A 23,930-nucleotide genomic window follows, 5' to 3' on the forward strand; every position below is an offset into this window, starting at 1 on the left:
AGTGCCGTACCAGGGGGCGGCCAGGGATGAGCAAAGCAGCTAGGTTTTTCGCAGTAAGCGTTCTGGCGTTGGCGGTCACCGGATGTGCGGTGAAGACCCAGCCCATCGAGCCATCGGTCAGTGAGCAGCGGGCACGGGACGACCTGTCGCGCATGTTCAAGGACCAGGAGGCCTTGCAAGGGCCGCTGACCCTGCACCAGGCCATGGCCCGCGCGGTGAAGTACAACCTGGAGGCGCGCCTGAAGGTCATGGAAGAGGCCCTGGCCCAGCGCCAGGTCGACCTCTCCAGCTTCGACATGCTGCCGCGCATGGCACTGTCGGCGGGATATGCCGGGCGCAACAACGTCAGCGCCTCCAGCAGCCGCAGCGTGCTGACCAACACCCAGTCCCTGGAACCGTCGACCTCCCAGGACCGCGACCGCGAAGTGGCGGACCTGACCATGGTGTGGAACGTGCTGGATTTCGGTGTCAGCTACGTCAGCGCCAAGCAGCAGGGCGACCAGCGCCTGATCGTGCAGGAGCGTCGGCGCAAGGTGGTGCAGACCATCATCCAGGACGTGCGTTCGGCCTACTGGCGCGCAGTGGCTGCCGAGCGCCTGCTCAAGCAGATCGACGCGTTGATGACCCGGGTCGAGGTGGCCAAGGACAACAGCCAGCGCATGGGCGAGCAGCGCATCGGCGACCCGATCCAGGCCCTGGGCTACCAGCGTGCGCTGATCGAGGCCACCCGCCAGTTGGAGGAGCAGCGCCGGGCCTTGTCGCTGGCCAAGACCGAGCTGGGGGCATTGATCAACCTGCCACCGGGCAGCGAGCTGACCCTGGCGGCGAACGACGACTACAGCGTGCCGGAGCTCAAGGTCGGTCTCGACACCCTGGAGCAGCACGCACTGGCCTCGCGTCCAGAACTGCGCGAGCAGGACTACCAGGCGCGTATCAGCGCTGCCGAAGTGCGCAAGTCGATGCTGCGCATGCTGCCGGGCCTGGAGTTCTCGGCCGGTGGGCACTACGACAGCAACAGCTTCCTGATCAACCAGCACTGGGCCGATTACGGCGTGAAGGTCACCTGGAACCTGTTCAACGTGTTGTCGGGGCCGGCGTCCATCGACGTGGCCAAGGCCGGTGAGCAGGTGGTCGAGGCGCGTCGCCAGGCGATGTCGATGGCGATTCTGGCCCAGTTGTACGTGGCCAATGCCAATTTCAACGAGGCGCGTCGCCAGTTCGCCACCAGCCAGCAACTGGTGTCGCTGGACCGGCAGATCGTCGAGCAGTTGCGCAACCGTCACCAGGCCCAGGGCATTGGCGAGCTGGAGTTGATCCAGGGTGAGTTGAACGCCTTGCAGGCCGACCTGCGCCGCGACCTGGCCTATGCCGAGCTGCGCAACAGCTACGGGCAACTGTTCGCCAGCGCCGGGCTCGACCCGCTGCCGAGCAGCCTGCCGTCCGACCAACTGGCCGATATCGCCCAGGCCCTGGGCAACAACGAGGCGCGCTGGCAGCGTGGGGAGATTGCACCGGGATCTTGACCTTGGGTGTGTGCGGGGCACCGGCTTTGCCGGTGTTCGCGGGCTTGCCCGCGAAGAGGGCGCTGCGGTGCATGGCCGGCTCTGCGGTGTTACAGGGGCTGTGTCGCCGCCGAACTAACGCACCTGCGCCAGTACATACCCCAGCAACCGGTCCACCGACACCTCCAGCGCAACCCCCGCTGTCTCCACCACCAGCTCGGCCGCCAGCGGCGCCTCGTACGGTGCATCGATCCCGGTGAACCCTGGCAGCGCACCTCTGCGCGCCTTGCGGTACAACCCCTTCGGGTCGCGCCCCTCGCAGGTGGCAAGGTCGGCCTTCACATACACCTCGTGAAACGGCGTCGTGCAGGCTCGTCGGGCCAATGCCCGGTCGGCGCGGTAGGGCGAGATGAACGCTGCGATGCACACCAACCCGGCATCGGCGAACAACGCCGCCACCTCACCTGCACGGCGGATGTTCTCGCTGCGGTCTTCGGGCGAGAAACCCAGGTCGGCGTTCAGCCCGGTGCGCAGCACGTCGCCGTCCAGTACATAACAGACATGGCCCCGTTGCTCGAGCCGCTGCGCCAGGGCCTGGGCCAAGGTCGACTTGCCTGAGCCGGAAAGGCCGGTGAGCCAGATGACGGCACCCGTAGCGCGTCCTGCGTCGTTCACGAGGGGGCTTCCTTGAAGTGACAGATCGAGTGTACATGGCCAAAGGCTATTAGGCCTGCACAACACGCATGCCTACAACCGCCGCCCCAACAACGCTAGCAAATGCTCGGCGAAAATCTCCGGGCGGCCCTGGAACAGGCGCTGCAACGGCTGCCCGCCTGCCAGGTGCGCGTACAACGGCGCCCGTGCGCTGTAGTCGCCCGCCATGCGCACCGCCGCCTCGATGTACGCCTCTGGCGTGCGGGCAATGGTCCAGTCCGGCAACCCGGCGCGGCGGAACAAGCCCTCGTCGATATGCTCGAACACCTCCGCGCCGGTCTTGCACACTCCCGGCAAGCCCAGGGTGAAGGCATCGATGATGCCGTTGGTATTGCCGAACGGAAATGGGCTTAGGAACAGGTCGCAACGCTCGAACGTAGCCAGGTATTGCGCATAGGGCTGGTGCGGGTGCACCTGGGCATCGCCCAGGTAACGCTGGATCAGGCGCTGCAACTGCGGATACAAAAGGCCTTGGGCCTGGCCGACCAGGAAGTGGAAACGCACCCGCTTGCCGTGCTGCGCCAGGGTGCGCTCGGCGATCTGCTGGCAGGCGCGCAGAAACCCTGGGTTGAGCTTCATGGTGGTGGCGGCCACCGCGATGGCCACCTCCTGCTGCTCGACACGTTCGCGCCGGGTTACCTGCACCTCGATGGCCGAGGGCCGATAGGGCTGGCCGTCGCGGGGCAGCAGCAACAGGCGCTCGCTGAAGCAGGCCGGGTCGCCGACGAAATCCTCCTCCACGCTGATGTAGTCCACATGCCGGGAGCCTGTGGTCGCCGGGTGACCGAGCGCGGCGACCTGCAACGGCGCCAGGCGCAGGTTGGCGACGAACACCGTCAACGGGAACATGCCGACGCTGGGCATGTACAGCACCTGTGGGCGCAGTTCCTCGGCCAGCTGGCGAACCTGGCGCACGCAGGCCAGCAGGTCGTCGGGGGCCTTGAGGTCGATGAAGTGCTCGAACACCTCGCGACCCAGCGCGTCGACGTTGTTGGCGTAGCCGACCGCCCAAAGCTCGAAGTGCTGACGGGCCGCTTCCAGGGTGCGTGAGTGAGTGCGGTAGATCGAGTGCGCGCCAGAGAACCATTCCAGCACCACCAGCATGCGCGGCTTGGTGCTGGGGGCCGCAGGCTTCGCCGGTAGCGAGGCGATGCCTTCGGCGGCCAGCTTGCGTTCGATCAGGCGGCAGATCGAACGCTTGATTCGGTGGCGCTCGGGCAGGTCGGCATAGCTGCAATGCATGTACACGTCATGGATGATCGCCATCGGCAGCTGGTCGAGGCTGTCCAGGGTATCCAGCCGTTCCGGCAGCCAGGCCAGCAGCGCCTCGCGCTTGGAGTGCGCGGCCGGGGTGCCGAGAAAACGCGGCGACAGCAAGGCCATGAACAGCGCCAGGGCCAGCGCGGGGTCTTGGTGCCAGAGCAGCTCCACGTCCAGCGGCAGCTGCGATTCGGCCGAATACAACAGGCAGAACTTCACCAGTTGCTCGGAAGCGACCTCGAATTGCTGGCTGCCCTGGCCGTGCAGGTTGAGGGCACGCAGGATGTGGTCGGCATTGATGAACGGGCTGGCGGCGAACAATGCCGACAGCCAGCGTTGGAAGTTGATCAACTGTTCGAAACCGGTGGGGCTGACCTGGAACTGCGGGTCGCTGAACAGCGCACTGATGGCGCAGGTCAGGCGGGTCAGCACGTGGGCTTCGAGCTCTGCCGCAGGTACCGCGGGCGACACCGACAGCACGAACTGCTCGGACAAGCGGCCGTAATGGCGGTCGATGATCAACAGCAGTCGCACCAGCTCGCGCGCGGCGTCTTCGTGCTGGCGCGCGTAGCAGAGCTGTTCGAAGTGCTCCAGGGAGAATGGCGCTTGGGTCATGGTTCATTCGTCCTTGTCAGGCGTGCCGCCAAGCTGGGCCAGGTCCAGGTGGACCTGGTCGATCCACGGCTGCAACGGCGTCTGCCGGTAATCCGGGTACAGCACCTGGCTCCAGCTCGACCGTACCACCTGCTGCTGTTGGTAGGCACGTGTCGCTTCGCTGCTCTGGGGCAGCGCACTGGCGCTGACCAACCCGCCCAGGCGGCGCACCAATGCACCGCCGTTGGTCGCGAACTGGGTGCTGTCGCTGCCGTGTACCAGGTGGGTGCCAGCACCCGAGTCGGCCTCGAGCAGCAACACGCCCTGCTCGACGGCCAGGGAGTTGTTGCCACTGGCGAAGTTCAGCGCCGGGCCGCTGTCGCTGCGTCCGCGCAGGGTGAGGTTGCCGTTGGCGCTGTTCGCCACGCTGCTGACGCCCGAGCTGGTGCCGTTGAAGGTGATGCCGGCGGCGCCATTGTTGCCGGTGCCATCGAGCAGGATGTCACCACCTGCCGATTGCAGGGTCACGCCATTGCTGCCGCTGCGCAGGAAGATGCCGCTGGCATTGGGGCCGCCGTTGCTGCTGCCGGTCAGGCTGAGGTTGCCGCCCTGGGTGGCCAGGGTCACCGAACTACTGGCGCTGGAGGGGTAGAAGTGGATGCCGTTGCCGCGCTCGGAGTGGCCATTGAGGCTGACCGAACCGCTGCCGGTGGCGCGCAGCTCGGTCTGCCCGGTGAGCATGCTGACGCCGTTGCCACCTGCTGCGCGGCCATCGAGGCTGAGGTTGCCGTTCTCGACGCTCAGGCGGTTGACGCCGCTGCTGTAGAAGTCGATGGCATCGCCTGCCGCCGTGGCGCGGCCCACCAGGCTGAGGTTGCCGTTGCCGGTGGTCTGGATGATGTTGGTGACCCCGAGCAGCGCGATGCCGTGGTCCAGCTCGTCGCTGTTGGGCGAATGGAAGTTGCCGTCGAGCAGGATATTGCCGCCCTGGGAGCTGATGCGGTTGGTCGAGGCAGTGCCGCTGCCGCCCAGGGCGATGGCATCGGAGGTGCCGACCGAGTCGCCGCGCAAGGTGATGTCGCCGCTGCGGCTGGTAATGCTGACGCCCTGGGAGCTACCGGTGGAGTTGAGGAAGATGCCATAGCCACCCCAACTGCTGGCGCTGCTGCCGCTGACCAGGATGTCGCCGCTGCCGCTGGCCAGGTCGATGGACGCGCCCAGGCCGGAGGGGGCAAGGTCGACGCCGCGCCCGGAGATGCTGTGGCCGGTCAGGGTGAGGTTGCCGCTGCCGGTGCTCACCCGGATGTTCGAGTTGGCGCCGCTGGCGTCCATGTACAACGCGCGGAACGAGCCGGAACCGGTGTTGACCACGCTGTTGTCGGCGCTCAGGCGCACATCGCCGGCGCCGCTGGCGATGTTGATCCGCGAGCCGGGGCTGCCGGCCGTGCCGCTGCCCGAGGTCACCAGCGCCAGGGCTGGGGTACTGCCGCCGGTGCTGTTGCCGTCGAGGCTGATATCGCCGTCGCTGGTGAGGTTGATCGAGGCGCTGGCGCCGGTCACGTTGAGGATGGTGCCATAGCTGGCGCCGCTGTCGCCGCCGAGCACGATGCGCCCGCCATCGCTGCCGGCAAGGTTCACCGCGCCGCTGCCCGAGGCCGCCAGGTACAGGCCGCGGCTGGTGCTGCTGGTGCCCTTGACGGTGAGGGTGCCACTGCCCACCGAAAGGTTCTGCGTGGAGCCGCTGGCGGTGGAGCACACCAGCACGCCAAAGCCGCTGGCGGCGTTGCCAGTGAGGGTGACGTTGCCCGAGCCGCTGGTGGCGATGCTGTTGCTGGTGCTGAACACCCGCGCGCCGTTGCCGCCGCCGAGGTTGTCGGCGTTGATGGCGATGTTGCCGGCGCCTTCGGTGAGCAGGTTGCTGCCGCCGGTGAGGATGAACGCATCCCCTGTACCGCTGGTGCTGGCCTGGCGAGCGTTGATGTCGATATCACCGCCACCGGCGTCGAGGGTACTGCCGGAAATGGTCACGGCCGTAGCGGTGGAACCGGCCGCCAGGGTCGCCGAGGTGGCGCCACGGATGCTGATGTCGCCACCATTGGTGGTGATGCGCGTGCCGTTGCTGATCGACACGCCGCTACCGTTGCTGACGTTGGTGCTGGCATAGCCATTGACCGGGTCGGCGGCGCTGCCGAGGGTGAAATTGCCGCCGTTGGTGCGCACGGTGGCGTTGCTCAGCGCCACCGAGCCGTTGCCGCTGTTGTTGAAGTTGGACAGCATCGACACGTTCAACGACTTGCCGTCGGCATGGCTGATGCTGGTGCCGTTCATGTTCACGTTGCGGTGGGCGATCAGGGTCAGGCTGGCGTTGCCCACGGCCTGCACGTTGTCCAGCACGTTGATGTCGCCGGAGGTGCCGGCCCCGGAGGAGGTCTGCACGATGATGTTGGCGCCTTCGCTGAGCGAGGCGTTGAGGGTGGCGGAGCTCAGGTTGGAGCTGCGCCCTGCATTGGGGGTGAACGGGCTGCTGCTGGAGGTGCCGTTGTTGGCGCTGGCGGTGATGTTGATGTTGTACGGGTCGAGCAGCCAGGTGCCGCCGGTGCCGGAGGCGGCGCTGAGGTTGACCCGGCCGGTGACGTCGAGCATGTCCCCGGAGGTTTCCACCAGCCCGCCACGGCCTTGTTCGCCGCCGCCGATCACGCTGATGGCACCTTCGAAGCGGGTGCTGTCGCGGGACCACAGAATGACCTTGCCGCCATCGCCCTGGTCGAGGGCATCGGCGTGGACGCTGGCATCCTTGCCCATGTAGGTGGCGTTGGCCTGGTGCAGCGGGCCGCTGCCCTGGTAGTCGCCGCCCAGCAGCACGGTGCCGCCGCCCTGGCTGCCAGAGGCGTCGATACGGGCCTGGTCGAACAGCCCGACGTATTCGCCGGTCATGGTCACGGCGCCGCCGCGCTCGCCCGCGCCGCGCCCGGAGACGTCCATCGCGCCGCTGCTGGCCACTACGCCACTGTCGCCACCGTCGAGCACGATGCGCCCGTTGCGCTGGCCCAGGCTGCGCGCCTCGATCACGCCTTCGTTGTTGACCACACTGCCGAGCATGGCGTCGTTGGCCCGCGCGCTCATCAGCACGGCGCCGCCATCGGCGCGGATCAGGCCCTGGTTGGCCACGCTGGCGCCAATCGCCGCCTGGTCGACCTGCAGGTTGATCAGGCCGTCGCCGTGGTAGTCGAGGGTGATCGCCTCGCCACCGCCGAGCACCACCGAACCCATCTTCGCCACTACCGTGCCTTCGTTGCGCACCTGGCCGCCGAGCAGGGCGATGCTGCCGCCGTCGGCGGCGCGCAAGGTGCCCTGGTTGATCACCGCGCCATCGCCCTTGCCCGCGAAACGCAGGCGCCCGGCCTTGAAGTCGTCGTCGGCGATGTCCAGGGTACTGGCCACCAGGCCGCCGACGTTCACTGCCGCACCGCTGCCGAACAGCACACCGCTGGGGTTGATCAGGTAGACCTGGCCGTTGGCGTTGAGCTGGCCGAGGATCTGCGAGGCGTCGCTGGCGGTCACCCGGTTCAGTGCCACTGCCGAGGCATTGGGCTGGTGGAAGTTGACCTGGGCATCGCGGCCAATGTTGAAGCGCTCCCAGGTGGCGATCATCTGCTGGCTGTTCTGGGTGATGTCCATCACGTTGCCGGCCTGGTGGATGCTGCCTGCGCCTGCGCTGATCTGCCCGTTGGTCGGCAGCGCGCCGGCGTCCAAGGCCAGGGCGTGCAGCGGCACCAGGCCGTGCATCACGCACAGGATCGCGTAGCTGAGGGGCTTGAGCGCCGGGCGCTGGGTACGACGGGAAGGGCTGCGGTTCACGGTCGTCTCTCCTCAGAAGGTGTAGTTGATGCCGGTGCCGATGGCGTTGATCGTGGTGCCCACGCCCGGCGAGTAGCCGCTGGCGGCGAAGGCGCCGACCACGGCGAAGTTGTAGTTGGCCAGTGCTTCGTTCTGCAGCAGCACGTAGTGGGCGAACACCTCGGTGTTGCGGTTGAAGCGGTAGCCCAGGCCCAGGGCGTATTGGCGTGCGCCCATGCCGCTGGTGTCGCACTGGTAGCCCGCAGCCGAGATCATCTTGCAGTCGCCGGCCAGCGAGCGGGCGTAACTGGCTCGCAATCGCCAGGCGCCCATGCGGTGGCTGACGCCGAGCATGTACGCGCGGCGGCTGTAGTCGGAGAGGTCGCTGACATTGAGGCTGTTGTTGATCACGCCATCCTCCGAGTAGTGCAGTTCGTCGGCGATCAACGACAGCTCGGTGTTGCCGATACGGTAGCCCAGGCCCAGGCGGTAGCTGTAGTCGTTCGACGAAGTGCCATCGGTGACATGGGTGTTGCTGCCCACGCCGCGTGCGTTGCGGCCAAGGCTTGCAATGCCGAAGTAGTCGACATGGCGCTCGGCGGCGGCCACGGCGGTGAAGTTGCCTTTCTCGTAGGTCAGGCTGCCGCCATAGATGTAACCGTTGCCGACGTCCTCGGCGGCCTTGGTGCCGTTGTTGGAGTAGGCCAGTTTCAGGGTCAGGCCATGCCACTTGGGCGACCACCAGGCGACCATGCCGGACTGGCGGCGGTTGAAGGCGGCGTCCGAGTTCTCGCTGGTGTCTTCGGTGCCGGCTGGACCGTTGACGTTGCTGGCCAGACCCACGTTGAAGCCCGGTGAGCCGATGATGTTGTAGTAGGCACCGGCGGTCTTGCCGTTGAACGGGTCGAGGGCGGTGGTGCTTTCCTTGAGCGGCATGTCCCAGTTGCCGTAGAGCAGGGTGCCGAAGCGGTCGTCGTCGAACGCCACGGCGGAGTTGCGCAGGCGGGTGTTGGGCGAGATCGACTCCGGCGCGCTCTGGTCGCCGTCGAGGGTGTAGTTCACCGAGATGCCGTATTCGAGCTGCCAGAGGATGCGCGAGGTGTCGGTCATCGGAATGCCGGCGCGGGCGCCGACGTAGGACACGTTGTCGCGGGCCCGCAGGTAGCTGGACATGTTGCGCCCGTTGGGGGTCGCCAGCTTGGTCTGGTCGGCGGGGCCGGCGCGGGTGGAGTCGCGTCGGTCGATGTACTCCGGGACCAGGCCCAGCGAGCCGTACAGGGTCAGTTCGGTGCTCTTGTCGCGGAAGTCCTCGCGGGTGCCAAGGTCCTTGGCCAGGCCCGCGAAGGCTTGCGGGGTGCCGGTGACCGACAGCCAGAAGCGCTTGGAGTCGTGTTCGTCGCTGGTGGGCTCGTCGCCGTTGGAGAACGCCACGCTGGCGTTCATGACCAGGTCGCGGTGGTAGACGTTCAACCCCACGCCATAGCCGTGGCGGCTGAGGCTGTTTTCGCTGTCGTCCCAGGGGTTCTTGTTGACCCGCACGCGACCAGCATCGGCGAACAGCGCACCTTCGGCGATGGCGCCGCTGAAGCTGCCCAGGTACTTGCGCAGCTCCAGGCGGCCGAGCACGCCTTCATCGCCTGCCGCCTCGCCGACCCCATAGGCGCGCACGCCATTGGGGCCGCCGAGGGTGAATTTCTCCGAGCTGTCGAGGTTCTTGTCGGCCCACTGGCCGCTGACTGCGGCGTACAGCGAGTAACCGCCGCCAAGGGCTTGCAGGCGGCTGAACGAGAAGTTGCCCTTGTGGTAGGTGCCGTTGGCTTCTGCGGTGAGGGCATCGAGGGCTTCGTCGAGCGGGGTGCGCTTGTCGAGGCGGCCAATGCCGTAGCCCAGGCTCCAGCGGTTGCTGCCGGCCCAGCTGTCGCGCCAGTCTCCATACAGGGTCAGGCCGCGGAACACGGCGTTCTTCTTCACCGCAAAGTTACCGGCGGCGTCTTCGAAGCGGCGGTGTTCCTGGGTCAGGTTCAGGCCGATGTTGGCGTCGCGGCTGCGCAGCAGGGAGGCGTCGAGGAACAGCGACGACACCTCGGCGCTGCCGTCGGCATCGGCGGTCTTGAGGCCTTTGCCGAGGCTGTATTCCATTTCCGCGTAGCTGGCGCCGACGCTCACGCCGCTGGCGCCCAGCGGTTGGCGGATGCCTACGCCACGAATCTCAAGGCCTTCGAAACTGTTCTGGGTGTTGAAGTAGAGGCTTTCGCCGAAGCCCAGGGCGTCGTTGAGGCTGACGTTGGTGCTGACGCGGCCGCTGCCGGTGTAGTAGTTGCCGTGGTTGTCGGCGCTGACGCGGCCGGTGAAGGCGGTCATCTCGCTGAGCTTGAGCACGATGTCGGCGGCGCCTGGCTGGCGCGAAGGCTGCAGCACGGCGCGTACCGACACGCCGGCGATGTCCGACAGGCGCAGCAGTACGCGCTCCAGGTCCTGCTCGCGGATCACGCTGCCGCTGGGCAGGGCGTCGATGAAGCGTTGCTGCATGGCGGCATTCAGGCGCACGCCGGGCGCGGTTTCGGTACGTACTTCACCGACCTTGCCTTCGCGCACCTCGATCGCCACGACGCCGCCTTCGATTTCCTGGGGCGGCAGGTAGGCGCGCGCGACCAGGTAGCCACGGCTGCGGTACAGCGCGGTGATGCGCGCGGCGGCGGCGCGCAGGCCGGCCAGGTCGAGCTCTGTGCCGACGTCCGCCTGGAGTTCCTGTTGCAGGCGCGACGCGCTGATTTCGCGGTTGCCGCTGACGGTGAAGGCATTGACCTTGAAGCGCATCGACGGGCCTTGCTGGGCCGCTGCTTCACCTGGCTGGTCCGGCGCCTCGATGCGCACGTTGCCCCTGGGCGCCTGCTGCGGCTGCTGGGCGGGGCGCAGGCTGTCGCGGTTGTTGTCGAACAGGGTGCCGGCGTTGGGCAGGGTCTCGGCCTGGGCGTGCGCCGCGAGCAGGCTGGCGGCGAGCAGTGTCAGGGCGTGTGGGTGCATCGCCCGGCGCATGCGGGCGCGAAGGAATGTCTGAGTCATGGCGGGCTCTTGTTGTTGTTTTTGTGGGTGTAGCCGGGTGAATCAGCGCGCGGGGAACAGGTCCTCGGCGACACGCTTGGCCTTGAACAGGCGGGCGGCGTTATGGCCGACGCCGCTGACCTGGAACTGCCGGTGCTCGATGGGGATGGCCCACTTCTGCGCCAGGAAACGGTCGTAGCGCACATAGTTGAGCTGGCGCTCGACCCGCGTATCGCCCTGCATCTCGGCGCCGCAACTGGCGTCCATGACGCGGTCGCGGGGGTTGTTGTCGCGCTGGCCGACCATGTAGGTCACCTGGCGTGCGGCGTAGCGCTGCACGACCTGCCGGGTGTCCAGGCCCTGGCGGGTGAAGTAGGCAGGGGCGCGTTCCAGGCCGTAGCGGTAACGGTTGTAGCTGGGGCACATGACCGTGAGCACGGGCTTGAAGGCGCCGTCTTGCAGGCGGTTGTCATCGACGTACAGGTACGACGAAGGGCTGGAGACCACATAGCGCATCGCGATACCGGTGCCGCGCAGGCGCTGGTCGCCGTCGCCCAGCAGGGTGTAGCGCTGCATCAGCTGACCACCGGCGGAATGGCCGATGAACAGGATGTCCTTGAGTTGGGGGAAGCGCTGGCGGTCGGCGAGGTAGGCGAGCAGGTCGTCGAGCACGGTGAACGCGGCGATGCCGGGGCGGCCGCTGTCCGACTCGGTGCCGTGCATCCATTTGTCCTTGGGCCACAGCGGCATGTCGTCGCCTGCGCGGCGGTCGCTGGGGGTGAGGAAGTTGGGGGCGATCAGCAGGGTGTCGCTGGCGTCCAGGCCGGCGTTGTGCAGCAGCGCCTGGCCGCTGTCGAAGTAGTCGTCGGCGTTGCGCTTGACCCCATGCACCAGCACCACGGCGTGTTGCACCGGCAGGCTTGGCTGGTGCAGGTCGGCGTTGGCGAAGGCGACGAAATTGTAGGGCTGGGCCTGGCCCAGGCGTAGGGTCTGCGGGGCTGCGCTGGCCGCGAGGGGCAGCAACAGCAGCGTGGTGAGCAGAACGAGCATCCAAGCCCTGGGGGAACGACGATGCGGCATACGACACCTCGGCAGATCGTGCTACGCCGTGTATCCAAATGAATGGATCGACCGGCTGTTGGAGTTATGCGACCGATCCTAGCAGGGGTTTTTTGCTAGATAAAATATCTTGAATGTTGGATTTTGATATTTAAAAAATATGAATTTTAGCGCCTAGCCAATCTGTAGACGCACGGAGGAAAGGTGGGTGAAGGTGTGCTTGTGAAAAGGACTACGACAAACCAAGAATCGACCCGAAATTGGAGTCGGCGAATCGCACCTAAGTAGCGATAAAGATATTAGATAAGTATTGATTTAATATTTTTAATATATTTTTAATCTCACAATGACGTCGCTAGCATCCACCCTACGCTCGCCTCTCCCTGCGCGATGCTTAGCGGAATCGACAACATGAGAACAACAAGAACCCTGCTTTCCCTGGCCGTGGCCTACGCCTTGCTGGTGTCCGCCAATGCCTACGCTGCCAACACCGCCGACCTGCCGTGCAAGACCACTGCCGAATGCGCCGAGCAGGCGCGCAAGATCGGCGCCAGCGTGGACAAGTCCGCGCTCAAGGGCGCAGGCCAGGAGAGTCAGTTCGACTGGCTGAACCGCATCAACAAGGCTTCGATCGTGATGCTCACCGAAGAAGGCATCGTCGGCCCCGAGCAGGGCAGGCAGATCGCCGGTGGCGTGCGTTATGCCATCGACCAGGCCAGGCAGCCCGACGGCAAGCGCCCCAGCGATGTGTTGCAGCTGGAGCAACTGATGATCGACAAGATCGGCCCCGAGGCCTCGTTGATCCATTCCGGGCGCAGCCGCCAGGACATGTACGCCACTTATCGCCTGGCATCCTTGCGTGCCGAAGTCCTCGACTACAGCGATGCGCTCAACACCACCCGCGAGCGCCTGCTGAAACTGGCCTCGGTGCACGTCGACACCCTGGTGCCGGCCTACACCAACGGCGTGCAAGCCATGCCGATCAGCTATGCCCACTACCTGCTGGCCTACGAGGCGTCCTTCGAGCGCGATGCCCAGCGCATCCACGACCTGTATGCACGGCTGAACCTGAGCCCCATGGGCACCGCAGTGCTGGCCAACTCCGGCTACCCGCTCAACCGCGAGCGCCTGGCCACGCTGCTGGGCTTCGATGGCCTGCGGGTCAACTCGCTGGATGCCAGCCAGGTGTCGACCTACGATATTCCGCTTGAGGCCGCGGGCATCGCCTCGTCCTCGGCAATTCGCGTGGGCGCGCTGATTGGCGACATCCACACCCAGTACCACCAGACCCGCCCCTGGCTGCTGCTCGAAGAAGGCTCCACCTACACCAGCAGCGCCATGCCGCAGAAGCGCAACCCAGGGCTGCTGATGCGCACCCGCGAGTCGGCCTCGGATGTGGTCGGCCTGGCCAACGCCACCACCATTCGCGCGCACAACGTCACCACCGGCATGACCGACTACAAGGCGGCGTTCGACGACCTGGGGCTGTTCAAGTCGGCCGACGAGATGTTCGAGCGCCTGGACATGGTGCTCGATGTGCTACAGATCAACCCGGCGCGCGCCGAGGAGGAACTGGACGCCGACTGGACCACCTCGATGGAACTGGCCGACACCCTGGAGCGCCAGCACAAGGTGCCGTTCCGTATCGGCCACAGCTTCGCCTCGCTGATCGTCGAGAAGGCCCGCGCCGAGGGCACGCTGCCCAAGGACTTTGCCTATGCCGACGCCCAGGCGCTGTATGCCAAGGCTGCGAAGAAATACAAATGGCAGGACCAACACCTGCCGCTGAGCGAGGCAGACCTGCGTGCCAGCCTGTCGCCACGGGCCATGGTGCAGAGCCGCAAGGGCACCGGCGGGCCGCAGCCGGCCGAGGTGCGGCGTATGTTGATGGAAGCGGGCAAGCGCCTGGCTGCCGACCAGGACTGGATGAAGCAGCATCGGCAGAAGCTGGTGCAGGCCGATGCCGAGCTGGACAAGGCCTTCGACACGTTGGTTGGGCAGTAGGTCATTGCGGTGAATGGCCAGGGCCGTGCCCTGGCTCGCACGCCTGTAGAGCGGGCTTGCCCGCCAATACCTGCGAGCCGGTGCCATTCACCCCCCAACACCTCATCCCAGCACTGCGCGCAACTTGTCCCGGTCCACCTTGCCATGCCAGCAGGCCAACACCAGGCACGCCACGCAGTTGCCCAGCACATTGGTCAGCGACCGGCACTTCATCAGGCGCTCCACGCCAATCAGCAGACCGATGCTTTCCAACGGCACGATGTGCAGCACGCTCAGGGTCGCCGCCAGGGTCACGAAGGCCGAACCTGCGACGCTGGTCGAACCCAGCGAGGTCAGCAGGCACACCAGCAGGATGCTCGCCAGCAGGGGCGGGTCCAGCTGCACATGGTTCAGCTGCGCCAGGAACACCACGGCGACCACCAGGTACAAGCCTGAGCCGTTGAGGTTGAAGCTGTAGCCAGCGGTCAAGGTCAGGCGCACGGTCTGGCTGTCGCAGCCTGCGGCCTCGAGCTTTTCCACCAGGCGCGGCAGGGCGGCCACCGAAGAGCCGGTGGACATCACCAACAGCAGTTCTTCCTTGATGTAGCCCACCAGCTTGTGCAGGCGGCAGCCGATCAGGCGCATCACCAGCAAGGGCACCAGCAGCAGGTAGGCCAGGCAGGCGGCGTAGGCGGCGACGACGAACTTGGCCAGGGGGATGGCGGCATCCAGGCCGTACTTGCCGATGATGAAAGCGATGGCGCCGAACGCGGCCAGCGGCGCGAACGCCACGATCAGGCGCATGGCGCGAAACACCAGCACCATGGCCCGCTCCAGTTGCCGGGCCAGGCGCCTGCCGGCCTCGCCGCTGCGGCCCAGCAGCAGGCCGGCCAGCAGCGCGGCCAGCAGCACCTTGAGAATCGGGCTGTGCTCCAGCACGTCGAGCAGCAGGCTGGGCACCCGGGCAAGCAGCGGCCCTTGGCTTCCCAGTGCCGGGGCCGACCAGGCCTGGCTGGCGTCTTCCAGGCCTTCGCCAGGGTGCAGCAACAAGGCCACCGCCAGGCCGATCGACAGCGACAGCAGCGACATCAGTTGCCAGTAGCCCGCCGCCTTCAGGCCCAGCCGGGCCGTGGCGCGGTAGTCGCTGAGGGCGGCGGTGGCCGAGCAGACCAGCACGAACATCACCACCGGGGCGCACAGGCCGATCACCGAAATGAACAGGTCGCTGAGCGGTTTCATCTCCAGCGCCAGGTTCGGGCGCCACACGCCCAACAGCGCACCCAGCACGATGGCCAGCAACAGCAGGGCGAGGTCTGAACGGGGGCGGTTGAAGATCATGGGCACGTTGTTGTTATGGATTGAGCGGATTCTAGCCTGATGGAGGCTTGCCCGCGAAAGAGCCCGTACAGGCGACACCACTGCCACACTTGCGCCACAATGCCCCCGCCACCACGCACCGGAGCCTGCATGGAACTTCGTCACCTTCGTTACTTCGTCATGGTCGCGCAAGAGAAGCACTTCACCCGTGCGGCGGCGCGCCTGAACATGCAGCAACCGCCGCTCAGCCAGCAGATTCGCGCGCTGGAGCAGGAGCTGGGCTTCGACCTGTTCGTGCGCCATGCCAAGGGTGTCGACCTGACCGCCGGTGGCGAGGTGTTCCTGCAAGAGGCCCTGGACATCCTGCAACGGGTGGAGCAAGGCGCGCAGAAAGCGGCGCGCACCGCCAAGGGCATCGAGGGCACCCTGAACGTCGGCTTCACCAGTTCGGCGGCCTCGCACCCGCTGATCCCGCAGATCATCCGGCGCTACCGCGACCTCTACCCGGATATCGTCATCGCCCTGCACGAAGGCAATGCCCGAGAACTGACCGACGAGGTGGCCGACGACAGCGTCGATATCGGCATTCTGCGCGCCCCGGTCGATCACCCACGGGGCATCGCCTACCATCGCCTGCTCAACGAAGAACTGGTGCTGACCTTGCCGGTCGGCCATCGCCTGCTAGCGCGCGAGGGGGCCATTGCCCTGAAGGACCTGGCCGACGAGCCGTTCATCCTGGTACGCCGTCCCGGCGCGCCGGGAATGTACGCCAACCTGCTGCAAGCCTGCCGCAATGCCGGGTTCGAACCAAAGGTGGCGTTCGAGGTGGAGCGCATGCTGACCAATGTCAGCCTGGTGGCGGCAGGGGCCGGGGTGTCGGTGGTGCCGACCTCGATGTGCGGGTTCCATGAACATAGCGTCGGCTACCGGCCCATCCGCGATGCCAAGCCGCGGCTGGCCGCGCCCATCACCTTGCTTTGCCGCCAGGACAACCCCTCGCCGCAGGCCCTCAACTTCATTGCCCTGGCCCGTGAGCTGGGTGGCAATTTCCGTCGTGCGCGGCGTCTATCCGCTGCGCCCTGAACGCAGCGTGTCGAGGTAGCGGCGCACTGCTGGGGCGCTTTCGAAACGCCGGTGCAGCAGGGTCAGCCAGGAACTGGCCTGGCTGTCGGCGATGCGTCGGTAGTTGACCTGCGGCAGGCTGACGCGCTGTAGCACCGACTCGGGCACCACCGCCACGCCCTGGCCCAGCGATACCAGGGTGATGACCGCCACCAGGCTGCCCGGTTGCGGCCCCAGGCGCGGCACGAAACCGCCTTGGGCGGCGGCGGCCAGGGTGCCGGAGATCTGTTCGGGGAGGATGAAGGTTTCCCCGGCCAGGCGCCCGGCGGGGATCTGCGCCAGCTCGTTGAGCCGCGAGCTGGCCGGCAAGGCCAGCACGAAACCTTCTTCGTGCAGGTCAATGGCCTCGAGCTCGCTGGGCAGTTCCATGGGCGTGCGTACGTAGGCCAGGTCGAGCAGGCCATCGCGCACCAGCAACGGCAACTCGGCCATGGGCACTTCGCGAATGTTCAGCAGCACGCCGGGGTGGCTTTGGGTGAAGTGCATCACCTGCTGCTGCAGCATCCCGGAGTAGGCCGCCGAGGCCACGTAGCCCAGCTCGATACGCCCGACCTCGCCACGCCCGGCACGCTGCGCACCCAGTTGCGCGGCATCGAACTGGCGCACCGCGTGTTCGGCTTCCTCGCGCAGCGCCTCGCCAGCGGCGGTCAGGCGCACTTCGCGCTGGCTGCGCTGGAACAGGCGCACGCCCAGTTCGTTTTCCATGTCCTGGATCTGTCGGCTCAGGGTCGGCGGGGCAATGCCCAGTTGCTCGGCGGCGCGGGTGAAGTGGCCGTGGCGGGCGACGCTGAGGAAATAGCGGAAATGACGGATCTCCATGGGGCCTCGTTAGCTGCTGGCTAATGACGCAGGCCGTGTGGGCTAACAAGCACGGCGGCGGCTGGGGGTATCGTGTGGCAACACTATAAGGGTGGGGCGCGACGGCCAAGTGCTCCAGCTCTTTACGGTGGTGGCCTCTTCGCGGGTAAACCCGCTCCCACAGGTTTATCACTGCCCTCAAGAACAGTGCAGTACTTGTGGGAGCGGGTTTACCCGCGAAGAGGCCCTGAAGATCACCCCGCACCGGGAGCCTTGCCATGTCATCCGCCCGCTTCACCTTGCTCACGGCTTCATCCGTGTGCGCCCTGATCATCCTCGACACCAACATCGTCGCGGTCAGCCTGCCGAGCATCGCCCGCGACCTTTCCGGCGCGTTCGCCGATATCGAATGGGTGGTCAGCGCCTACCTCCTGGCCTTTGCCGCCAGCCTGCTGCCCGCCGGCAGCCTGGCCGACCGCTTCGGGCGGCGGCGCATGCTGTTGCTCGGCCTGGCACTGTTCGGCCTGGCCTCGCTGGCCTGCGGTGCGGCGCCCAGCCTGCTGTGGTTGGACCTGGCGCGGGCGGCCAAGGGCATCGGCGCCGCCTTGTTGCTGACCGCCGCCCTCGCCGCCATCGGCCACCGCTTCCACGAACCCGAAGAGCGCCTGCGGGCCTGGGCATTCTGGGGCGCGTGCATGGGCGCCACCATTACCTTCGCGCCGCTGCTCGGCGGCCTGATCGCCAGCACCCTGGGCTGGCGCTGGATCTTCTACATCAACCTGCCGTTGGTAGCCGTGTTGGCGTGGATGGTACTGCGCAGCATCGAGGAGTCTCGCGACAGCGCCGCCGCGCGCCTGGACCCGTTCGGCAGCCTGACTTTCGCGGGCAGCCTGGGCTATCTGATCTGGGCCTTGATCGATGCCAACCAGGTTGGCTGGGGCAGTGCACAAACCTTGGGCCGGCTGGTGATCGCCGCCTTCCTGTTCGGACTGTTCGTGATGGTCGAGCGCAACCAGGCACGGCCGATGATCGACCTGCGGTTGATGCGCAGCCCGCGGTTCATCGGCGCCTTGCTCGGCATGTTCGCCTATGCCGCTTGTGCCCAGGTGATGATGACCCTGCTACCGCTGTACCTGCAGAACGGCCTGCAACTGAGCGCCGTGGCGGCGGGTGCGGGCATGCTGCCGTTTGCCGTGGCCATGCTGCTCACGCCACGCCTGGGCATGCGCCTGGCGGCTTCGCTGAGCCCGGCCCAGGTGTTCGCCCTCGGGTTGCTACTGGTGGGCTTGGGCAACCTGCTGTGCGCCGCTGCCGCCGCGCATGGGGGCTACCCGGGGTTCGCCCTGGCCAGCCTGGTGCTGGGCGCGGGGGCGGGCCTGCTCAATGGCGATACGCAGAAGAACATCATGGCCTGCGTGCCCCGCGAGCGCACCGGCATGGCGTCGGGCTTGAGCACTACCACGCGCTTCGGCGCCATCGTGCTGGCCATCGGCATTCTCGGCAGTATTCTTGCCAGCCGTAGCGGGCAGCTGTTGCACCAGGCGCTGGCTGGCCTGGCACCTGCGCAACTGGACAAAGCCGGCGCCATGGCCACGCGGGTTGCGGCCGGTGACTTGCCTGCGGCCCTGGCGCTGCTCGAACCCGGCTTGCGCGAGGCGGTGGCGCCCTTGGCCAGGCAGGCGTTCATCGGCGGCTTCGAGGCGGTACTGCACAGCGCAGGCATCGCCGCGCTGCTGTTCGCCGTGCTGGTTGGCGTGTTGCTGGGGCGGCCGCTGCCCGCGTTGCAGGCGCAAACAGGCCGATGATTTTATTCCATGGTGGGTATCGATCAGGACGATAGGAAGTTTTTCCACGACCTCGGTATAACGCTTCGTCAGAATGATGGCAAAAAGCTGTTAGTCACTTGGGGGAGGGGCACTATGTTCAAGAACATGAGTATTACCATGAGGTTGGCGCTGGGCTTCGCGCTGGTCGTCGGCCTGATGCTGGCGATCACCGCAGTGGGCGTGCATCGAGTAGGCGGCATCGACACGCTGCTGACCCAGGTCAGCGGCAACACCACGGTCAAGCAACGCTATGCCATCAACCTGCGCGGCAGTGTGCACGACCGCGCCATTGCCATACGCGATGCGGTGCTGACCCATGACGAAGGCCAGCTCGCCGGTTTCCTGCAAGACATCAAGCAGCTCGACGCCTTCTACCAGACCTCTGCCGCGCCCCTGGGCAAGATGCTCGGCGATACCCTGGCTGGGGCCGAAGAGCAGCGCCTGTACCAGGTCATCCAGGCCAGCGAGCGCAACGCCCAGGCGGCCACCAAGCAGTTGCTGGCGCGGCGTGAGCAGGGCGATTTCGCTCAGGCCCAGGCGCAATTGCTGGGTCAGGTGGCGCCGGCCTACAAGGAATGGTTGCGCAGCATCAACGCCTTCATCGACTTGCAGGAAAAAGACGTGGTGCGCGATATCGGCACCGTGCGTGACAGTGCCTCGGGCTTCGCCGGCTTGATGCTCTGGGCCGTGGCCCTGGCGGCCTTGCTCAGCGTGGTGGCGTCGTGGCTGATCATTCGCAGCATCCGCGACACCCTGGGTGCCGAGCCTGAGGAAGTGGCCCAGGTGCTGCGCGGCCTGGCCCAAGGCGAAATCGACCAGAGCGTGCGCAGCAGCAACCCGCAGAGCGTGATGGGCGCGCTGGGCACCACCAACCGCCACCTCACCGACATCATCGCCCAGGTCAACCAGGTCGCTGCCGACCTGGTGGCCTCGTCGGCGCGCATGAGCCAGGGCCTGGCCAGCAACCAGGGGCGCATGCAGCAGCAGAGCGACGACACCCAGCACATGGCCGCCGCGATGCAGCAACTGGTGGTGGCGATCAATGAAATCTCCAGCTACGCCGCCACCGCCGCCCAGGCCTCCGCTGCCGCCGACCAGGAGGTGGATGCGGGCAAGACCGTCGTGGAGGGGACGGCGACTTCCATGCACGAGCTGGCCCAGGTGCTGGAGTCGGCCACCGAAGCGGTATTGCAGGTGGCCGCCGACAGCCAGGCGATCGAAAGCATCATCGAGGTGATCAACTCGATTGCCGAGCGCACCAACCTGCTGGCCCTCAACGCGGCGATCGAGGCGGCGCGTGCCGGCGAGTTCGGCCGGGGCTTCGCGGTGGTGGCGGACGAAGTGCGTTCGCTGGCCAACCGCACCCAGGAGTCGACCCGCGAGATCCGCGGCATGATCGGCAAGTTGCAGGAGGGTGCGGGCAAGACCGCGCAGATCGTCGGCGACAGCCGCGAGCTGGCTCAGGATACGGTCGAGCGCACCAAGGTGGCGGAACGTTCGCTGAACGAAATTCGTCGCGAGGTGGCCGCCATCAGCCAGATGAACAGCCAGATCGCCGCAGCCTCGTCGCAGCAGGATGTGGCGGCGGGCATGCTCAGCCAGGACATTACCCGCATCCACGCGTCTTCCCGTGAAGCCCATGCCGGGTCGACCCAGTTGTCGGGCGACAGCCGCGAACTGCTGGCACTGGCCGACGCGTTGGACAGCCGCATGGGCTTCTTCAAGACCCGGGCCGCCAGCTAGCGGGCAAGCCCGGTGGGCGAAAGCGCTTAGTGAGAGTGGCGAGGTACGCCACCCTCGCGAGCGATCACCTTCAGGTGCAGGGTGGCCGGCTCCAGGCAGCCGCCAGTGGACAGTTGGCCGACCAACTGGCGATACAGCTCCTGCCACGGGGTTTGCGAGGCCGGCACGTTCGGCTTCCAGGCAGCCCGACGGCTGGCCATTTCGGCGTCGTCCACCAACAGGTCGACCCGCCTGTTGTTGAGGTCGACGCGAAGCCGGTCATTGGTTTGCAGCAGCGCCAGGCCACCGCCCACGGCCGCCTCCGGCGACATGTTGAGGATCGACGGGCTGGCCGAGGTACCGCTCTGGCGGCCATCGCCCAGGCACGGCAGCGAGTCGATGCCGCGCTTGATCAGCTCGGCCGGTGGCGCCATGTTCACGACCTCGGCGCTGCCGGGGTAACCCACGGTACCGGCGCCGCGAATAACCAGGATGCAACGCTCGTCGATGTCCAGCGCCGGGTCGTCGATGCGCGCGTGGTAATCCTCGGGGCCTTCGAACACGATGGCGCGGGCCTCGAAGCTGTTCTCCTGGCCGGGTTCGCTGAGGTAGGTCTTGCGGAACGCCTCGCCGACCACCGACATCTTCATGATCGCGCTGTCGAAGAAGTTGCCGCTGAGCACGATGAAACCTGCGCGGTGCTTGAGCGGTGCGTCGAACGGCAGGATCACCTCGGCATTGCTGGTGACGGCATCGCGCACCACTTCGCCGATGGTCCGGCCACTGACCGTGGCGCAGTCCTGGTGCAGGCGGCCTGCCTTGCTCAATTCGTGCATCACCGCGGGCACCCCGCCGGCGCGGTGGAAGCCTTCGCCCAGGTACTTGCCCGCGGGCATGCAGTTGACCAGCAGCGGCACGTTCTCGCCGACCCGCTGCCAGTCGTCCAGCGACAGCTCGATGCCCATGTGCCGGGCGATGGCGATCAGGTGCGGCGGGCAGTTGCTCGACGCGCCCAGGGCCGAGGCCACGGCGATGGCGTTCTCGAAGGCCTCGCGGGTCATGATCGAGGACGGGCGCACATCCTGCATTACCAGGTCGCAGATACGCCGGCCGGTGGCATAGGCCATTTGCCCGCGCTCGCGGTACGGCGCCGGGATGCTCGCGCAGCCGGGCAGCGACATGCCCAGGGCCTCGGCCAGGGCGTTCATCGACAGCGCCGTGCCCATGGTGTTGCAGTGGCCCACCGACGGCGAGGCGGCGGTGGTCATTTCCATGAAGCCTTCGTAGTCGATCTCGCCGGCCGCCATCAGGTTGCGCGCGTGCCACAGCACGGTGCCGGAGCCGATCAACTGGCCTTTGTGGTGGCCGTCGAGCATCGGCCCGCCCGACAGCACGATGGCGGGCAGGTCGGTGGTGGCGGCGGCCATCAGGCAGGCCGGGGTGGTCTTGTCGCAGCCGGTGGTCAGCACCACGCCGTCGAGGGGGTAGCCGTGAAGGATCTCCACCAGGCCCAGGTAGGCCAGGTTGCGGTCCAGCGCGGCGGTCGGGCGGCGGCTCTGCTCGGCGATCGGGTGCACCGGGAATTCCATGGGAATGCCACCGGCGTCGCGGATACCGGCCTTGACCCGCTGGGCCAGTTCCAGGTGATGACGGTTGCAGGGGGTGAGGTCGCTGCCGGTTTGCGCGATGCCGATGATCGGCCGGCCAGATTGCAGCTCGTCACGGGTCAGGCCGTAGTTCATGTAGCGCTCAACGTACAGCGCGGTCATGTCGGCGTGGGCAGGATCGTCGAACCATTGCTGGCTGCGCAGGGGGCGTTTGGGGGACGGGTTCATGTGCGATCTCTCTTGTCGTTATCAGGCACGGACTACAGCGGTGGCGTAGGTTACGGGCCACGCGGGCCGCAGTACAGAGACCGCCGTCGGCTTGGCAGGTGACGGCGGCACGGCAGGTTTTTCAGCTTTGCAGCAAGCCTCGCTTGGCCAGGTTGGCCATCAGCGCGGCCAGGCCGAAAGTCCAGGGGCTGGCCTGGTCGCTGCTGGTGACGCGGTTGTGCAGCGCGCCCAGCAGGGGGCTGGCGATGCTTACCTGGTCGCCAGGCTTGTGGGTGAAGCCGGCACCGGGCTGGTCGCGGTCCTCGGTGGGGGCGAACAGGGTGCCGAGGAACAGCAGGAAGCCGTCCGGGTACTGGTGGTTGCGGTTCAAGGTCTGTGCCACCAGCTCCAGCGGGTCGCGGCTGATCTGCTCCATGGAGCTGGAGCCGTCGAGCACGAAGCCGTCCTCGCCCGCTACCCGCAGGGTCACCACGCAGCGGCGCACGGCATCGAGGTCGAAAGTCTCGTCGAACAGGCGGATGAACGGACCGATGGCGCACGAAGCGTTGTTGTCCTTGGCCTTGCTCAGCAGCAAGGCGCTGCGGCCTTCGAAGTCGCGCAGGTTGACGTCGTTGCCCAGGGTCGCACCGTGAATGCGTCCACGGCTGTCGACCGCCAGCACCACCTCGGGCTCGGGGTTGTTCCAGTGCGAGCCGGGGTGCACGCCAATGGCGGCGCCGCTGCCGACGGCGGCCAGTACCGGGGCCTTGGTGAACACCTCGGCGTCCGGGCCGATGCCGACTTCCAGGTATTGCGACCACAGCCCTTGTTCGATCAGCAGGCCCTTGAGGGCCAGGGCTTCGGCCGAGCCTGGGCGCACTGCACGCAGGTTGTCGCCGATCAACTCACGCACCGTGGAGCGGACCGCTTCGGCCTTGGCGGCGTCGCCACCGGCCTGTTCCTCGATGACCCGCTCGAGCATGCTTGCGGCGAAAGTCACGCCGGCGGCCTTGATCACTTGCAGGTCGGCCGGCGGCAGCAGGTAGGGGCGGCTGGGGTCGGGTTGTTCGCAGGTGTTGTCGAGGGCTTGCTGCAGGCTGCAGACGAAGCGCCCGGGCGTTGTGCGTACCGCCTCCAGCGGGTCGTCGGCTTCGAGCAACTGGCTCAGGGTGGCAAAGCGCTCGGAAAGGTCGAACACGCCATCGCTGCGCACGACGATGGGCGAAGGCCCGGCGTGTTCGCCAGGCACCCAGGCACGGCCCACCAGGGTGCCGGCCAGGCCGTCGTGGGGCAGGGTATTGGAGGGGGTGAGCATCAGCGGCATGCGGGTCGGTCTCTTT

14 protein-coding genes and 1 pseudogene are annotated in these 23,930 nt (G+C 66.8%); 6 read left to right on the forward strand and 9 right to left on the reverse strand.

The features are described 5' to 3' along the window. The first annotated feature begins 26 nt into the window (after positions 1-26). Positions 27-1,523: a TolC family protein gene (locus RAC97_RS08195; RefSeq protein ID WP_375098623.1), complete on the forward strand. Its 1,497-nt coding sequence runs from the start codon at positions 27-29 to the stop codon at positions 1,521-1,523. A 114-nt stretch (positions 1,524-1,637) separates the two neighbouring features. Here RAC97_RS08195 and cysC read toward each other — a convergent pair whose 3' ends face one another. The 5 genes from cysC to RAC97_RS08220 all read right to left on the reverse strand — a co-directional run bounded on the left by cysC (position 1,638) and on the right by RAC97_RS08220 (position 11,999). Then, entirely contained in the window at positions 1,638-2,177 is a 540-nt protein-coding gene (gene cysC, locus RAC97_RS08200) for an adenylyl-sulfate kinase (RefSeq protein ID WP_375098624.1), read from the reverse strand. 72 nt (positions 2,178-2,249) lie between these two features. After that, positions 2,250-4,091, reverse strand: coding sequence for a peptide transporter (locus RAC97_RS08205; protein WP_375098625.1), 1,842 nt, complete (start codon positions 4,089-4,091; stop codon positions 2,250-2,252). A gap of 3 nt (positions 4,092-4,094) precedes the next feature. Beyond that, complete coding sequence (locus RAC97_RS08210; RefSeq protein WP_375098626.1) at positions 4,095-7,928, reverse strand: beta strand repeat-containing protein; 3,834 nt, start codon at positions 7,926-7,928, stop codon at positions 4,095-4,097. 12 nt (positions 7,929-7,940) lie between these two features. Next, positions 7,941-10,970 (reverse strand): porin, encoded by a 3,030-nt coding sequence (locus RAC97_RS08215; protein ID WP_375098627.1) that lies wholly within the window; start codon positions 10,968-10,970, stop codon positions 7,941-7,943. 42 nt (positions 10,971-11,012) lie between these two features. Further along, complete coding sequence (locus RAC97_RS08220; RefSeq protein WP_375098628.1) at positions 11,013-11,999, reverse strand: alpha/beta fold hydrolase; 987 nt, start codon at positions 11,997-11,999, stop codon at positions 11,013-11,015. A 420-nt stretch (positions 12,000-12,419) separates the two neighbouring features. Here RAC97_RS08220 and RAC97_RS08225 point away from each other — a divergent pair, with 420 nt between their 5' ends. Beyond that, positions 12,420-14,012: an argininosuccinate lyase gene (locus tag RAC97_RS08225; RefSeq protein WP_375098629.1), complete on the forward strand. Its 1,593-nt coding sequence runs from the start codon at positions 12,420-12,422 to the stop codon at positions 14,010-14,012. Between the two features lie 102 nt (positions 14,013-14,114). Here RAC97_RS08225 and RAC97_RS08230 read toward each other — a convergent pair whose 3' ends face one another. Beyond that, positions 14,115-15,329, reverse strand: coding sequence for a cation:dicarboxylate symporter family transporter (locus tag RAC97_RS08230; RefSeq protein WP_375098630.1), 1,215 nt, complete (start codon positions 15,327-15,329; stop codon positions 14,115-14,117). A 129-nt stretch (positions 15,330-15,458) separates the two neighbouring features. Here RAC97_RS08230 and RAC97_RS08235 point away from each other — a divergent pair, with 129 nt between their 5' ends. After that, positions 15,459-16,391 (forward strand): LysR family transcriptional regulator, encoded by a 933-nt coding sequence (locus tag RAC97_RS08235; protein WP_375098631.1) that lies wholly within the window; start codon positions 15,459-15,461, stop codon positions 16,389-16,391. On the opposite strand, the gene RAC97_RS08240 is transcribed toward RAC97_RS08235, so the two are convergent. Beyond that, a complete protein-coding gene (locus RAC97_RS08240; protein WP_375098632.1) occupies positions 16,374-17,249 on the reverse strand; it encodes a LysR family transcriptional regulator in 876 nt (291 codons plus the stop codon). The two genes, RAC97_RS08235 and RAC97_RS08240, sit on opposite strands and share 18 nt — an antisense overlap. 257 nt (positions 17,250-17,506) lie before the next feature. Between RAC97_RS08240 and RAC97_RS08245 the strand changes: the two genes are divergently transcribed. The 3 genes and pseudogenes from RAC97_RS08245 to RAC97_RS08255 all read left to right on the forward strand — a co-directional run bounded on the left by RAC97_RS08245 (position 17,507) and on the right by RAC97_RS08255 (position 20,797). Then, positions 17,507-19,033 carry an MFS transporter gene (locus tag RAC97_RS08245; RefSeq protein ID WP_375098633.1) on the forward strand — a complete coding sequence of 509 codons (1,527 nt, stop codon included), beginning with the start codon at positions 17,507-17,509 and terminating at the stop codon, positions 19,031-19,033. A 126-nt stretch (positions 19,034-19,159) separates the two neighbouring features. Beyond that, positions 19,160-19,663 (forward strand): annotated as a pseudogene (locus tag RAC97_RS08250) (MCP four helix bundle domain-containing protein); the annotation flags it as partial. A gap of 534 nt (positions 19,664-20,197) precedes the next feature. Continuing rightward, positions 20,198-20,797, forward strand: coding sequence for a methyl-accepting chemotaxis protein (locus tag RAC97_RS08255; protein ID WP_375098737.1), 600 nt, complete (start codon positions 20,198-20,200; stop codon positions 20,795-20,797). Between the two features lie 26 nt (positions 20,798-20,823). On the opposite strand, the gene RAC97_RS08260 is transcribed toward RAC97_RS08255, so the two are convergent. Further along, the gene (locus tag RAC97_RS08260) at positions 20,824-22,611 is read right to left on the reverse strand and encodes an IlvD/Edd family dehydratase (RefSeq protein ID WP_375098634.1); all 1,788 of its coding nucleotides are present in this window, start codon (positions 22,609-22,611) and stop codon (positions 20,824-20,826) included. 121 nt (positions 22,612-22,732) lie between these two features. Further along, complete coding sequence (locus tag RAC97_RS08265) at positions 22,733-23,914, reverse strand: fumarylacetoacetate hydrolase family protein (RefSeq protein ID WP_375098635.1); 1,182 nt, start codon at positions 23,912-23,914, stop codon at positions 22,733-22,735. Between the last annotated feature and the right edge of the window lie 16 nt (positions 23,915-23,930).

The organism is Pseudomonas sp. LS_2, from assembly GCF_042709235.1.
In the GTDB taxonomy this organism is placed as follows: domain Bacteria; phylum Pseudomonadota; class Gammaproteobacteria; order Pseudomonadales; family Pseudomonadaceae; genus Aquipseudomonas.